This is a genomic window from Ruegeria sp. BHSC026 (assembly GCF_059613065.1).
Genome location: NZ_JBXWRV010000012.1, coordinates 54,499 through 68,517 on the forward strand (window position 1 = coordinate 54,499; position 14,019 = coordinate 68,517).

14 protein-coding genes are annotated in these 14,019 nt (G+C 63.1%); 6 read left to right on the forward strand and 8 right to left on the reverse strand.

From position 1 onward, the window contains the following. Positions 1–4 precede the first annotated feature (4 nt). Together AC2FME_RS14225 and AC2FME_RS14230 are read right to left on the reverse strand one after the other, a co-directional pair. Positions 5–2,827 carry a helicase-related protein gene (locus AC2FME_RS14225; RefSeq protein ID WP_496800771.1) on the reverse strand — a complete coding sequence of 941 codons (2,823 nt, stop codon included), beginning with the start codon at positions 2,825–2,827 and terminating at the stop codon, positions 5–7. A gap of 20 nt (positions 2,828–2,847) precedes the next feature. Next, a complete protein-coding gene (locus tag AC2FME_RS14230; RefSeq protein WP_496795884.1) occupies positions 2,848–3,417 on the reverse strand; it encodes a tetratricopeptide repeat protein in 570 nt (189 codons plus the stop codon). A 68-nt stretch (positions 3,418–3,485) separates the two neighbouring features. Between AC2FME_RS14230 and AC2FME_RS14235 the strand changes: the two genes are divergently transcribed. The 4 genes from AC2FME_RS14235 (at position 3,486) to AC2FME_RS14250 (ending at position 6,888) form a co-directional block, all read left to right on the forward strand. Beyond that, positions 3,486–3,776, forward strand: coding sequence for an SCP2 sterol-binding domain-containing protein (locus tag AC2FME_RS14235; protein ID WP_496679625.1), 291 nt, complete (start codon positions 3,486–3,488; stop codon positions 3,774–3,776). Then, the gene (locus tag AC2FME_RS14240) at positions 3,776–4,753 is read left to right on the forward strand and encodes an alpha/beta fold hydrolase (RefSeq protein ID WP_496800772.1); all 978 of its coding nucleotides are present in this window, start codon (positions 3,776–3,778) and stop codon (positions 4,751–4,753) included. The genes AC2FME_RS14235 and AC2FME_RS14240 overlap by 1 nt, the downstream gene beginning before the upstream one ends. 69 nt (positions 4,754–4,822) lie before the next feature. Next, the gene (locus tag AC2FME_RS14245; RefSeq protein WP_496800773.1) at positions 4,823–6,643 is read left to right on the forward strand and encodes a M3 family oligoendopeptidase; all 1,821 of its coding nucleotides are present in this window, start codon (positions 4,823–4,825) and stop codon (positions 6,641–6,643) included. Beyond that, entirely contained in the window at positions 6,640–6,888 is a 249-nt protein-coding gene (locus AC2FME_RS14250; protein WP_496679616.1) for a hypothetical protein, read from the forward strand. Before AC2FME_RS14245 ends, AC2FME_RS14250 begins: the two co-directional genes overlap by 4 nt. A gap of 16 nt (positions 6,889–6,904) precedes the next feature. On the opposite strand, the gene AC2FME_RS14255 is transcribed toward AC2FME_RS14250, so the two are convergent. Both AC2FME_RS14255 and AC2FME_RS14260 read right to left on the reverse strand, forming a co-directional pair. Continuing rightward, positions 6,905–7,174, reverse strand: coding sequence for a DksA/TraR family C4-type zinc finger protein (locus tag AC2FME_RS14255; protein WP_496679614.1), 270 nt, complete (start codon positions 7,172–7,174; stop codon positions 6,905–6,907). Positions 7,175–7,231: 57 nt separating this feature from the next. Then, positions 7,232–8,206 (reverse strand): Gfo/Idh/MocA family protein, encoded by a 975-nt coding sequence (locus AC2FME_RS14260; protein WP_496800774.1) that lies wholly within the window; start codon positions 8,204–8,206, stop codon positions 7,232–7,234. A 147-nt stretch (positions 8,207–8,353) separates the two neighbouring features. On the opposite strand from AC2FME_RS14260, the gene AC2FME_RS14265 reads away from it, so the two are divergent. Next, complete coding sequence (locus tag AC2FME_RS14265; RefSeq protein ID WP_496800775.1) at positions 8,354–9,532, forward strand: dipeptidase; 1,179 nt, start codon at positions 8,354–8,356, stop codon at positions 9,530–9,532. A 60-nt stretch (positions 9,533–9,592) separates the two neighbouring features. On the opposite strand, the gene rpoH is transcribed toward AC2FME_RS14265, so the two are convergent. Both rpoH and AC2FME_RS14275 read right to left on the reverse strand, forming a co-directional pair. Then, positions 9,593–10,489: an RNA polymerase sigma factor RpoH gene (gene rpoH, locus AC2FME_RS14270; protein WP_496679608.1), complete on the reverse strand. Its 897-nt coding sequence runs from the start codon at positions 10,487–10,489 to the stop codon at positions 9,593–9,595. Positions 10,490–10,614: 125 nt separating this feature from the next. Then, a complete protein-coding gene (locus AC2FME_RS14275; RefSeq protein ID WP_496795878.1) occupies positions 10,615–11,658 on the reverse strand; it encodes an RluA family pseudouridine synthase in 1,044 nt (347 codons plus the stop codon). Here AC2FME_RS14275 and AC2FME_RS14280 point away from each other — a divergent pair. Then, positions 11,657–11,959 carry a DUF6476 family protein gene (locus AC2FME_RS14280; RefSeq protein ID WP_040634129.1) on the forward strand — a complete coding sequence of 101 codons (303 nt, stop codon included), beginning with the start codon at positions 11,657–11,659 and terminating at the stop codon, positions 11,957–11,959. The two genes, AC2FME_RS14275 and AC2FME_RS14280, sit on opposite strands and share 2 nt — an antisense overlap. Before the next feature lie 6 nt (positions 11,960–11,965). Here the strand turns inward: AC2FME_RS14280 and AC2FME_RS14285 are convergent, their stop codons facing one another. Together AC2FME_RS14285 and AC2FME_RS14290 are read right to left on the reverse strand one after the other, a co-directional pair. After that, on the reverse strand, positions 11,966–12,949 hold the full coding sequence (locus AC2FME_RS14285) for a hypothetical protein (RefSeq protein ID WP_496795877.1): 984 nt from the start codon (positions 12,947–12,949) through the stop codon (positions 11,966–11,968). Next, positions 12,949–13,938, reverse strand: coding sequence for a glycosyltransferase family 2 protein (locus AC2FME_RS14290; protein WP_496800776.1), 990 nt, complete (start codon positions 13,936–13,938; stop codon positions 12,949–12,951). The genes AC2FME_RS14285 and AC2FME_RS14290 overlap by 1 nt, the downstream gene beginning before the upstream one ends. Positions 13,939–14,019 lie beyond the last annotated feature (81 nt).

Here is a 14,019-nt window from a genome sequence, read left to right on the forward strand (position 1 = left end):
CGGATCAGTTGCCTTCCTTCAGGCCCATCAGCGCCGCGGCGAAGGGGTTGTCGGGGTCGATGGCCTTTTCCTTTTTCGGTGGGCGCGACGAGAAGGTCTTGGCCCCTTGCGGCTTGCCCCCCTTGCCCCCGTGCGGCTTGCCACGGCCTTCGCGCGGCTTACCGCCCGGCTTGCCCTTGCCGCGCGGCTGCTGTGCATCCCGGCGCGGGCCGCGATTGCCTTGCCGCTGACGGCCCCAAGTGAAGGTATAGAACACCTCGATCTCGGGCTCGTCCGATGCCGGTTCGGCGGCCGGGGCCTCGGCGGGCGCCTCGGCGCTTTCGGTGGCCTCGGCTGACGGCTCGGCGGGTTCGCCTGCCGCATCCACCGGGGCATCAGAAGCTTCGGGTCCCGTCTCTGCCGGCTGCGCGTCGGATTCACCCGTCAGTTGAGGCTCGGCCATCGCTGGCCGGACCTTGACGCGCTCACCGCGTTCAGCCTTGTATCCCAGCCCCTGCATCAGGTCCGCAAATTGCTCCAGCGTCATGCCGGTGATCGACAACATGTCGGGCTTGGCCTCGAACCCGCCACGACTGTCTTCTGCCCGCAGCATGTCGGCCAAGCGCTCCAGCATGTCGATGCGGATGGCGCGCTCGCCCGCGTTGCGGTACCCGCACATGGTGTCATAGCCCTCGGGCGCATCCTTGGCGACGGGGACTGTCACGAGGCCCGGGGGCGGCGCTTCGGGAAACTCCTGCAGGCCGTTGGCCAAGGCCCACAACACCAGACGCAGACGCGTCGGGGCAGGCTTCAACAACAGCGGCATGAAGATGGTGAACTGACCGAACCGGATGCCGTGTTTGCGCAGCGCGCCGCGGGCGTCCTGGTCCAGATCCTTAACTTCTTGGGCGACACCGGCGCGCGGCAGGATGCCCAACGCCTCGACCATGCGGAAGGCAAAGCCCCGGGCCAGGCCCGTCAGCTCTTCGTCGCGCGACAGGTTCAGCAGGGGTTCGAACAGGGTCGCGATCTTGCGGTCGATGAAGTGCTGCAGGCGGCGCTGAACCTTCTGTTCGACCTCCGGCCCTGCGGCCTCGTCCACGAACACCTCGACCATCGGCTTGAGCGGCTCGGCCCCGGCAACCAGCTTGCCGACGGCATATTCGCCCCACATCAGGCCACCCTGTTCGGTAAAATCAATTTCGGTATCGGGCGCGTTGTAGAAGCGATCGGCACGCAGATGGAATTGCGGCGCGAGTGCTTGCAGTGAGGCCGATTTGAGCGCTTTCGCCTCGGTTCCCTGCGCGCTTTTGTCCGGGATGAACCGGAACCCTTCCAGACGACCGACGAATTCGCCTTCGACGGTCACTTCACCCTTGTCATTCACTTCGGCCAAAAGGGCCTCCTTCTGTTTGAGCCGGCGCAGCAGAACAGATGTACGCCGGTCCACAAATCTCTGCGTCAGACGTTCATGCAAAGCGTCCGACACCCTGTCTTCTACAGCGCGGGTTTCCGCGCGCCAATGGGATTCGTCGCGCACCCAGCCGTTTCGTTGCGCAACATATGTCCAGGTGCGAATATACGCCAACCTTTTGGACAACGCATCAATATCGCCGTCGGTTCGGTCGATCCGGCGGATCTGGCGCGCCAGGAAATCCTCGGGGATCGTACCGCGTTCGTGCAGATGCCCAAAAATCGATTCGAGCAGGCTGGCATGTTCGGCATGGCTGATGCCGCGAAAATCGGGGATTCGGCAGACATCCCACAACAGGCGGATCGACGGGCCGTCACTGGCACGGGCCGCAACCTCGGGCACCTGGGCCAGCGATTTCAGCGCGTTCAAATCGTCGGCGGGCCGGGCTTTGACCAAGTGTTCGTTGTCCGGGCTGGCCTCGAGCGAGTCGATCAGCGCCTCGACCGACCCGAACCGCAAGGCGGCATTCCGCCAGTTCAGCTTTTTCATCGGCGTGAACCGGCTGTCCATGATGGCCTGTGCCACGCCCTCGTCCAGCGGCGATGCCTCGCCCGTCACGCCGAAGGTGCCATCCGACATGCCGCGCCCGGCGCGCCCGGCGATCTGGGCCAGTTCGTTCGGAGCCAGCGGCCGCATACGCCGGCCATCGAATTTGGACAGGGACGAAAACGCCACGTGGTTCACATCGAGGTTCAGCCCCATCCCGATGGCGTCGGTGGCGACCAGATAGTCGACCTCGCCATTCTGGTACAGCTCGACCTGCGCATTCCGCGTACGCGGGCTGAGTGCGCCCATGACCACGGCCGCCCCACCCTTTTGCCGCCGCAATAGCTCGGCAATGGCATAGACGTTCTCGACCGAGAACCCGACGATGGCGCTGCGCGGGGGCATGCGGCTGATTTTTTTGGACCCGGTGTAAACCAGTTGCGACATCCGCTCGCGCCGGACGAACTGCGCCTGCGGAACCAGCGCCGCGATCGGGCCGCGCATCGTGTCGGCACCCAGAAACAGCGTCTCGTGCGTGCCGCGCATCCGCAGCAGCCGGTCGGTAAAGACATGACCGCGCTCGGGGTCGGCGCACAGTTGTATTTCGTCGATGGCCACGAAATCGGTGCCCATCCCCTCGGGCATCGCCTCAACCGTGCAGACCCAGTATTGCGTGCGCGGCGGCACGATGCGTTCTTCACCCGTCACAAGAGCCACCACCGAGGGGCCGCGGATGGCGACGATCTTGTCATAGACCTCGCGCGCAAGCAGCCGCAGCGGCAGGCCGATGACACCGGTCCGGTGCCCCAGCATGCGTTCGATCGCATAGTGGGTTTTGCCTGTGTTGGTCGGGCCAAGTACGGCCACGATTCGGGATGCCCCGTTCACCTTTGCCCCCTGCCCGGACCTTAAAGCGCCTTGCCCGCGATTTGCGGTTTCAGCCGACTCACGGCATTGGTTACTTCTTCGTGATGGGGATGTATAGCCAGCGCGCGGGAATAAGCCTCATAGGCCCGGTCGGGCTGGCCCAGAACCTCAAAGATAAGACCCAGACCGTAAATGGCCTGGTAATTGTTCGGGTTCAGGGTCAGGGCATGTTCAAGATCCGCCGCCGCCATGCCGAACCGTTCCAGCCCGAAAAAGACCGAGGCCCGCGCATGCCAGCCCTCGGCAAAATCGGGCGCGTGGTCGGTCAGCGCTGTCAGGTGATCCAGGGCAGCGTCGATGTTCCCCTGTTCCATCGCATCGCGCCCCCGTTCCAGCAGCAGATCCGCCGAGGCCGAGCCGGATTGCGACCACAGCGCCTGCAACTGCCGATCCAGGCCAATGGCCTGTTGCGGCGTCGCCTCGGCCAGTTGCCGCAGCAGTTCCGCCTCGTCGCGCAGATCGGCCTGCTGTCCCCACGCAGTGGTGGAAAACGTGACTAGGACCGCAAATGCCGCAACGGTACCTTTGAGATTGTTGATTGCAATGCTCATAACAATGTTCAGTGTAGCGTTGCGACCGCGGATGTCCATTCACGGCGCACCAACAAATGAGGAAGACCATGAGCGACACTCTTGAAAAAGCGGCAGCCGCGCTGAACGAAAAACTGTCGGGGGGCGAATTCGATTCTTCGGCGAAATTCGCCATTGCCGACCTGGGCTCGATCGTGCTGGACGCGAATGGCGCGCGGGTCAGCGACGAGGACGCTGAAGTCACCCTGAGCGCCGACGCGGAAACGTTTGAACAGATCCTCAACGGCGAGTTGAACCCCACCGGTGCGTTCATGGCCGGCAAGCTGAGCGTCGATGGCGACATGGGAATTGCCATGAAACTTGCCTCGGTACTGGCCTGATGGAACTGTCGCCGGCCCCTTTCTTTGAAGACGTGGCCGGCGGTCCCGTCGGCGGCGCCGCGCATTGGTTGACCACCAGCGACGGCACGCGCATCCGCGGGGGCCACTGGCGCCCCGAGGGTGAGGCGACCGGGACGGTGATGATCTTTCCCGGCCGCACCGAATACATAGAAAAATATGGCAATGCGGCGGGCGAGTTCGTGCGGCGCGGCTTTGCCGTACTGGCCGTGGACTGGCGCGGACAGGGTCTGGCCGACAGGTTGCTGGAAGATCCGCGCATCGGACATGTGGACAAGTTCACCGACTATCAGCAGGACGTTCGCGAAACGTTGAAACTGGCCGAGTACCTGGGCCTGCCGAAACCCTGGCACGTGATCGGCCATTCGATGGGCGGCGCGATCGGGTTGCGCGCGGTTCTGGAGACCGGCCGGTTTGCCTCTTGCGCTTTCACCGGCCCGATGTGGGGCATTTTCTTCACCCCCCTCATGAAGCCACTCAGCCGCCTGACCGCCTATTGGGGGCCGCGATTCGGGTTGGGCGAACGCACGCCGCCCACGACATCGCTGGACAGCTATGTGCTGACCCAGCCGTTCGAGGGCAACGTTCTGACCCGCGATCCCGGGATGTACCGGATGATGCAGGATCAGTTGAAAGCGCACCCCGAACTGGCCTTGGGCGCCCCGTCCACCATCTGGCTGCGCGAGGCGCTGGACGAATGTGAATGGCTTGTGGCGCAGACCGCGCCGGACATTCCCTGCCTGACCTATCTTGGCACCCACGAGCAGATCGTGGACCGCAAGGCGATCCGGGCGCGGATGACGAATTGGCCCAGCGGCCGGCTGGTCGAAATCCCCGACGGCGAACACGAGGTGATGATGGAACCGCCCGAGGTCCGCGGCCCCGTATTCGAAGAGATGGCCGCGCATTTCTCGGCCGCCGCCAACGGGCAGTTATCCGATCTTGCGATGACGCGCTGAGCCTCGGCTGCTTGTGATCCGCGCGCCCTGCGCCTAGATGTGGTCCAACGCAGACAATCGAGGTGTTTCATGCACGAGCTTCCCTTCCCCGTCCGAGACGCAAATGCCGGTGGCGGCGCCGACAACCTTGGCAACCTGCCGGAGTGGAACCTGGACGATCTTTACAAGGGACAGGACGCGCCGGAACTGACCCGCGATCTTGAGTGGCTGGAACAGGAGTGCGCGGGTTTTGCCGCCGATTACGAAGGCAAGCTGGCTGATCTGGACGCTCAGGGCCTTCTGACCTGCGTGAAGCGCAACGAAAAGATCAACACCGTCGCCGGGCGGATCATGTCCTTTGCCGGGCTGCGCTATTACCAGCTGACCACGGATGCCGAGCGCGCCAAGTTCCTTTCGGACATGCAGGAAAAGGTCACGCTGTTCACCACGCCTCTGGTGTTCTTCACGCTCGAGATAAACCGCATCGACGACGATGTACTGGCCGCTCATTTCAAGGCCAACGCGGACCTGGCCCGGTACGAGCCCGTCTTCCGCCGCATCCGCGCGATGAAGCCCTATCAACTGTCGGACGAGTTGGAGAAATTCCTGCATGATCTGGGGGTGGTCGGCGACGCGTGGGAACGGCTGTTCGACGAAACCATTGCCGGGCTGACCTTTACCGTGGATGGCGAAGAGCTGAACATCGAGGGCACCCTGAATCTGCTGACCGAACAGGACAGGTCCAAGCGCGAGGCGGCGGCTCGCGAACTGGCCCGTGTGTTTCAGGACAACATCAAGACCTTTGCCAGGGTCCACAACACCCAGACCAAGGAAAAGGAAATCATCGACCGCTGGCGCAAGATGCCAACCCCGCAGACCGCGCGGCACCTGGCGAACGATGTCGAACCCGAGGTGGTCGAAGCTTTGCGCGAGGCGGTCGTGGCCGCCTATCCCAAGCTCAGCCACCGCTATTACGAGCTCAAGCGCAAATGGCTGGGGCTGGATGTGATGCAGGTCTGGGACCGCAACGCGCCGCTGCCGATGGAAGACACCCGCACCGTGTCGTGGGAAGACGCCGAGAAGACGGTGATGGAGGCCTATGCCGCCTTCGATTCCCGAATGGCCGAGATTGCGGCGCCGTTCTTTTCGAAAGGCTGGATCGACGCTGCGGTGAAACCGGGCAAGGCCCCGGGTGCCTTCGCGCACCCCACCGTGACCGATGTGCACCCCTATGTGATGCTGAACTACCTGGGCAAACCGCGCGACGTGATGACGCTTGCGCACGAGTTGGGCCACGGCGTGCATCAGGTGCTGGCCGCCGGTCAGGGCGAGATGCTGTCCTCGACCCCCCTGACCCTGGCCGAGACCGCCAGCGTCTTCGGCGAAATGCTGACCTTCCGCAAGATGCTGGATCAGGCCGAAACGCCCGAGCAGCGCAAGGTTCTGCTGGCCGGCAAGGTCGAGGACATGATCAACACGGTGGTCCGCCAGATCGCCTTTTACGATTTTGAATGCAAGCTGCACGCCGCCCGCCGCGAGGGCGAACTGACGCCGGACGACATCAACGCCCTGTGGATGAGCGTTCAGGCCGAAAGCCTTGGCCCGGCGTTTGAATTCATGGATGGGTACGAAACCTTCTGGGCCTATATCCCGCACTTTGTTCACTCGCCCTTCTATGTCTATGCCTATGCCTTCGGTGACGGGTTGGTGAACGCGCTGTACTCGGTGTACGAAAGCGGCGCGGAAGGGTTCGAAGACAAGTATTTCGAGATGCTGCGCGCGGGCGGCTCCAAGCACCACAAAGAGCTATTGGCCCCGTTCGGCCTGGATGCCAGCGACCCGAAATTCTGGGACAAGGGCCTGTCGATGATCTCGGGCTTCATCGACGAGTTGGAGGCGATGGAAGAGTGACACCCAAGACCGGGCGCTGGGCCGCGCTGAAGGCGCAGCTGCGCCCGGTTCTGGCCCGCATTCGCCAGAAGGTTCCGCGCGGGTTGCGCTTCGTCGTGGGCGTCCTGCTGATCATCGGCGGAATTTTCGGATTCCTGCCAGTGGTGGGGTTCTGGATGATTCCGCTGGGGATCATGGTCGCCGCAATGGATGTGCGGCTGTTGATACGCTGGAGGCGAACGCGTCGGAACGGCCGGGTTCGCTGACCTGGTCGGGGCAACCCTATTTCAGCTGGCTGTCCTTGGACCCGCGCCGGTTGATACCGCCGCGGGCTTTGTAGGCGCCGTCGTGCTCCTGCTGGCAGTCTAGGCACAGCTTGACGCCCGGGATGGCCTGACGCCGTTTTTCCGGGATCGGTTCCTCGCATTCCGCGCAATGGGTCAGGCTGTCGCCCACGGGGCGTTTGCGCGCCTGCATCCGAGCCAGCTCGTCGGAAATCGACGCTTCGATCTGTTCGCTTACCGCGCCGTCACGCGCCCAGCCTCCGGCCATGGTCTCCTCCGTTTCAGCTGCCGGCCAGTCTAGGCGCGCAGTGGTACGTCACGCAAGTCAGAGCGGTGTCGCGCCATCGAACACCCGGTCGATCATCGCTTGCGTCCCGCGCGAGAATTCCAGCGGACACGGGTATTCGTCCCCCGCGCGAATGGTTCGGCAAAACGCCTCGACCTGCAGCTTGTAGTGATCGTCGGCTGGGAAACGCGTCACAAGAACTTCCAAACCCGGGCGATGCAGTTCGACCCGAGCCTCGCCAAACACCCGCGCGTTGAACGGCGCGGTCAGGCGGATCAGGCCGCGTTCCCCGTGAAAGACCATTTCCTGATGCGGGTGCATGCGGATCGAGACATAGGCCGAATAAGTAAAGCCCGGAAACTGCGCGCGTATTTCCGTGAACGCGTCGATGCCATCCTCCCAACGGATGGCCGATTGCACGGTGTCCGGTTCCCGCCCCGTCGCAAAACGGGCCGACCCGATGACATAGACGCCAATGTCGCGCAGCCCGCCGCCGCCGGTTTCGGCGCGGTTGCGGATATTGCCGGTGTCGGCGCGGTTGTCGAAGCTGAATGCGCCTGTGACATGCACCAGATCACCGATGGCGCCATCGGCGATCAGGTTGCGCACATGCTGCCACTGAGGGTGGTGCACGATCATATAGGCCTCGGCCGCCAGCAGCCCGGTCTGGTCGCGCTTTTGGATGAGGGCGTCGAACTCCTCGGCGCGCATGGTCATCGGCTTTTCACACAGAACGTGCTTGCCAGCCTCCAGCGCCTTAAGGCTCCATTCCACATGCAGGTGGTTCGGAAGCGGAATGTAGACCGCCTCGATTTCGGGCGAGGCCAGCAGCGCGCCATAGTCGTCAAAGACCTTCAGGTCCGGGCAGAAGTCCTGAAACGGCTCGGCCTTGGCCGGATCCGAGGTCGCCAGGGCGGCCAGTCGCGCGCCCGAAGCCGCATGGATCGCCGGCCCCATGAATTGGCGCGCGAATTTCGCCGCCCCCAGAATGCCCCATTGAACCGGCTTGTGCATGGTGTCCTCCGTATTTGACCACGTTGGGCGCTGAAATGTTTGCGCCAACATCCGTTGCGACCTCTGTATCAGCCAAGCGACGCCAAGTCAGGCTTTTCTCATCAGTTTTCGCCCATAAGCTGCCGGAAACGCTTGGGGAGGAAAAACGTGAAGAGACTACTGAAATGGCTGGCCGGCCTTATGGTGGCCGCGCTTGTCCTCGGGTCCGTGGTGTTCTTTGGTTTCGTGCCGGCCTATGTCGAAGGCGCGCGCAACAACGTGATCAACCACGACCCATATCCGGTGTCCGACACCGCCGCGGCCCTGCACGAAACCCTGCTCGTGGGCGACCTGCATGCCGATCCGCTGTTGTGGAGCCGCGACCTGACCGAGCGCGGAACCCGCGGCCAGGTGGATATTCCCCGGCTGATCGAAGGCAACGTGGCCCTGCAGGTGTTCACCGCCGTGACCAAGTCACCGGCCGGGCAGAACTACGAGGCAAACTCGGCCGAGGCATTCGACAACATCACGCTGTTGGCCATCGGCCAGCTGTGGCCGCTGCGTACTTGGGACAGCCTTAAGGAACGCGCTATTTATCAGGCCGAGAAATTGCACCGGTTCGAGGCCGCCTCGGACGGGCACCTCAAGGTTATCAAGACCCGCGCGGATCTCGAGGCCGTTCTGGACGCCCGGGCGCGCGGCGAAAAGGTCGTGGGCGGCATTCTGGGAATCGAAGGCGCCCATCCGCTGGAGGGCGATCTGGCCAATCTCGCGCCGATATTCGATGCCGGCCACAGGGTGTTCGGGCTGCAGCATTTCTTTGACAACGAACTGGGCGGCTCGCTGCACGGCACCGGGAACACGGGCTTGACCGAATTCGGACGGCAGGTGGTGGCCGAACTGGCCAAACGCCCGGTTGTGATCGACCTGGCCCATTCCAGCCCGCAAGTGGCGCACGACGTGCTGGCCATGACAGACGAGCCGCTGATCGTCAGCCATGGCGGCCTGCACGGGTTCTGCCCGGTCAAGCGCAACTATCCCGACGACCTGATGAAGGAAATCGCGGCGACCGGCGGTGTCATCGGGATGGGTTACTGGGCCGATGTCACCTGCGGCGACATCACCCCGACGGGCATCGCGAAAATGATCAAGGCTGCCATCCAAACAGTGGGCGAAGATCATGTGGCGCTCGGGTCCGACTATGACGGCTCGGTCGAGACCGCGTTCGACACGTCGGAACTGGCGGCGCTGACCTCGGCCTTGCAGGACGAAGGCCTGACCGAAACGCAGATCCGCAAGGTCATGGGCGAAAACATGGTACGGGTATTCCGCCAACAGCTGGAGTAGCGGCACGAAAAAACCGGCCCGGAGCGATCCGGGCCGGTTGTTCTGGTCGGGCCTCGCGCATCAGGCCGGCGTCAGCATCCCCTTTTCCCGCGCCAGTTCCCGCATCTTTTTCTGCAGCTTTTCAAAGGCGCGCACCTCGATCTGGCGAATGCGCTCGCGGCTGACATTGTATTGCGAGCTCAGCTCTTCCAGCGTGACGGGCTGATCCATCAGCCGCCGCTGGGTCAGAATGTCCTTTTCGCGGTCGTTCAGCACCTCGAGCGCCTCGGCCAGCAACTCACGCCGAACCTCAAGCTCTTCGCGGGCCTCATAATCGCCGGCCTGGTCGGCATCTTCGTCTTCCAGCCAGTCCTGCCACTGCATGGTGCCTTCGCCCTCGGAGCCGACCGTGGCGTTCAACGAGGCATCCCCGCCGGACATGCGGCGGTTCATGCTAATGACCTCCTCTTCGGTCACGCCCAGATCGTTGGCGATCTGCTTGACGTTGTCGGGATGCAGGTCGCCGTCTTCCAACGCACCGATGCGTGCCTTGGCTTTGCGCAGATTGAAGAACAGCTTTTTCTGCGCTGACGTGGTGCCCAGTTTAACCAGCGACCACGACCGCAGGATGTATTCCTGGATCGAGGCGCGGATCCACCACATGGCATAGGTCGCCAGGCGGAAGCCCTTTTCCGGGTCAAACCGTTTCACGGCCTGCATCAGGCCTACATTGGCCTCGGAAATCACCTCGGCTTGGGGCAGCCCATAGCCGCGATAGCCCATTGCGATCTTGGCGGCCAGCCGCAGATGCGACGTCACCATCTTGTGCGCCGCTTCGGTGTCCTGCTCTTCGACCCAACGCTTGGCCAGCATGTACTCCTCTTCCGGCTCGAGCAGCGGAAACTTGCGAATCTCCTGCAGATACCGGTTCAGCCCGCCTTCAGGCGTGGGCACGGGGAGGTTTTTGTAATTTGCCATGTATAACGTCCCTTTGGACCAATGTTTATGTCCTTAACATGGATATGGGGCCACGTTTCGGACCATTCAAGGGCAGGTGTTAACAGTGTGGGATTAAAGATTGATAAAGGAAACCTAAGAATGCGTTAGTCACGAGACCTTGCGGGTTGTTTCAACGCCGAAATAAGGGCCTGCATGTCCTGCGGAATAGGGGCTTCGAACCGCATCCGAGCGCCGGTCACGGGGTGTTCAAACCCCAAAACCGCCGCGTGCAGCGCCTGCCGGGGAAAGCTGCGCACCGCCTCTGCCGCGTCCGCGCCGAAGGACCGGGCCGACAGTTTGCGCTTGCCTCCATAGGCCGGGTCGCCCACCAGACCATGCCCGGCATGGGCCATGTGCACCCGGATCTGATGGGTGCGCCCGGTTTCCAACCAGCATTCGATCAGCGACACCGCGCCGGGCTGCCCGAACACCTCGACGACCCGGGCGCGCGTGACGGCGTGGCGACCGCCGTGGAACAGCACGGCCTGTTTCTGCCGGTCGTGTTTGTGCCGCGCCAGCTGCGTGGTGATCCGCATCACGTTGCCGGGTTCGAAACTCACGCCTTTGATGCCGCGCAGCCGAGGATCGTTGGCATCAGGAACGCCGTAGCACACCGCGCGGTAATACCGCTCGACGCTGTGCGCCTCGAACTGGGCCGCAAGCCCCTGATGGGCCGCATCCGATTTGGCGACCACCAGAAGCCCGCTGGTATCCTTGTCGATTCGGTGAACGATGCCCGGCCGCTTGACCCCGCCCACGCCAGACAGATCATCGCCGCAGTGATGCAGCAGCGCATTCACCAAAGTGCCGTTGGGGGATCCCGGCGCCGGATGAACGACCATCCCCGCAGGCTTGTTGATCACGATCAGGTCGGCATCTTCGTGCACGATGTCCAGCGGAATGTCCTCGGGGCCGATATGACTCTCATCCGCCTCGGACACGGTTATGCAGACAGCCGCACCTTCCGCCACCTTGGCCTTGGCATCGGTCACGACCTTGCCGTCCACCGAAACCGCGCCCTCCTCGATCAGGCGGGCCAGACGGGTCCGCGACAGATTTTCATCTGCTGGCACATCCCGCGAAAGCGCCTTATCAAGGCGGGGCGGCGGAGCGTCCGCGATCACGAAGTCTATTTGCCGGGTGCCCATGACTGTCCCTTCAGATCCTCAAGAACCGCAGGAAACGCCTCAGCTGCGCCTGCTGCGCCGCATGGTCATGTTGCTGACCGCGGTGATGATTGGCGGCGTTCTAGTGACATTCGCCCTGATTGTCATCCGCCTATCGGACAGAACCCCCACCCTGCCCGATCAGATCGAATTGCCCGACGGTGCCCGCGCCCAGGCCGTTACCATCGGCAGCAACTGGTTCGCCGTGGTGACCGATGACAACCGTATCCTGATCTTCGACAAGACCACCGGGCGCCAGCGGCAGGAGATTCCGCTGGATTGAGGCGCCTCAGGCGTCGAGTGCCATACGAAACACGATTTCCGATGCCTGCTTGAGAGCAGCGACCTCTTCGGCGCTGTCGCGGCGGAAACGCTGGTCTTCGGCACCAAGGCGGACCGGAGAGAACAGAACCTTTCGGTCGGGAAAGAATTCTTGCCGGAACCCTTCGTCAGCCTCGGCCAGAAAATCATCCAGCCAGGCGCGCTCATCAGGTTCCAGCACGTCATGCCGCCGGATCATCACCGGATCGCTCACCGCCTGACGGCGCAACTGGCGGCTGCGCTTGCGCCCGATTGCCCGGGTCACCACGCCGAAGGCCTCGCTGGCGACCCGCGACAAGGACGGGTTGGCCGGCAGGTCGGTCGGACACCCGGGTGGCGGCGCAACCCCAAGCCGTGACAGGAAATCATCGATGACATTGCCGTTGGCGAGCTCCGCCCGTTCATATAGAAGCGGCACGATCGCGACGCCCGGAAAAGCCGCTCGGATGCGACCAACCGCACCGGCATAGCTGTGCCCGTCCGGGTTGGACCGGATCGCCGCCAGCCGGTCACGGACAAAGCCCGAGCCATCCGCGGGCAGCCGTCCGTTCTTGGCCCGCTGCTTGTAATCGGCCTCGAAGAAATCGGAATAGCGGCGGCAATAGAACACCACGCGCATCTCGCGCGCGGGAATTTCCGCGAAGACCTGCGCCAGACGCGCCAGGTCGGCGGTGTAGAACATCTCGGACGACACCACACAGGCCTTGTCCGCGTGATCTTCGTATTCGCGAGCGATCGCTTCGCGGAAAGCGTCCAGCGGCTGGGCCGTCTGATTCAGGTGAAACGCCATCATGTTGTGGCTGACCTTGGGGCGCTCGCCCGTGTCCGGCCGCTGACGCCCGGCCTTCATGTAGCGCAGCCCGTTCTCGGACAAGATATCCGCATGACCGCGCAAATAGGACTGAAGCGCGGTCGTACCGGTTTTCGGCATGCCGAGGTGCAACCAGAGCATCAGGCGCCCCCCTGCCCGGCCGTCATCTGCTGCATCAGGGCGCGGATCTCGGCGGTATTCAGCAGCTCGGCAATCTGCCGGCGATGCAGGTCACAGGACTGGTGGTGCAGGCGCGCGGTTTCAGGGTCCGACATGAGGTCGTGGAAATGGCCCCGCTTTCGATCGGCGATGGCGTCAATCGACCGGTCCTCGACCGCGTTGTGGTTCATCATGTTCCAGTAGTCCAACCCAAGGCTTTCACCCGTGTGATGCGCCCGCCCCCGCACCTTCTTGACCAGATAGCTTTCGCAGGATTTCAGCGCATAGTGGTTCACCTGCACCAGATCGTACCCGACCGAGTCCCGGGCCGAGCGCCAGCTGCTGGTGAAATAGCGTTCGGGCATCGGCTGCCCCGATCCGTTGTACCAATGGCACTCCGCCATGCTCTCGACGTTGGGGCGCTTGGGTCGGTGGACGCCGATCACGTTCCAAAGGTGCCGGCGGAACATGGTCTTGAACCCCCAGGCCTGCGGCGGGCGAGGCATGTGTTCCGGGGCGGCTCGGCAAAACTGTTCGGACAGGAACCTGTCTTCATAGCCCACGACCCCCGCATTTCCGAACAACCGCCAGGTCATCGAGATCATGCGCGCATCCGGCACCGCTTTTGCCAGTGATTGCAGGGTGTTGTCGTCCGTCTTTACATTGATGTGCTCATCTGCGTCGATAACTACGACCCAGTCCTGCGGGCGCGCCACGTCCATGCGCAGGAACCGTTTGTAGGCACGCTTCTGCGGGCTGCTCGGACGCGCCGAGTTGTTGTCGACATGGATCAGAACGCCGCGGTCGTGCAGTCGCTGCAACAGGGCGTCGGTGCCGTCCGTGCAGTCATTCGTCATCACGACCATCTGGTCGATTCCGATTGCAAGATTGTGCGCCACCCACTCCAAAACGAAGGGGCCCTCATTCTTCATCGGGGTCACGCTGACAAAGCGAGGGGGCTGTTCGACCATGCGGTTCTGCCTCGGATCAATCGGCCCGGTCGGGCGATCCCGCCGCGGGCACCGGTTTTTCATTCAGATTATTTTCTTCGC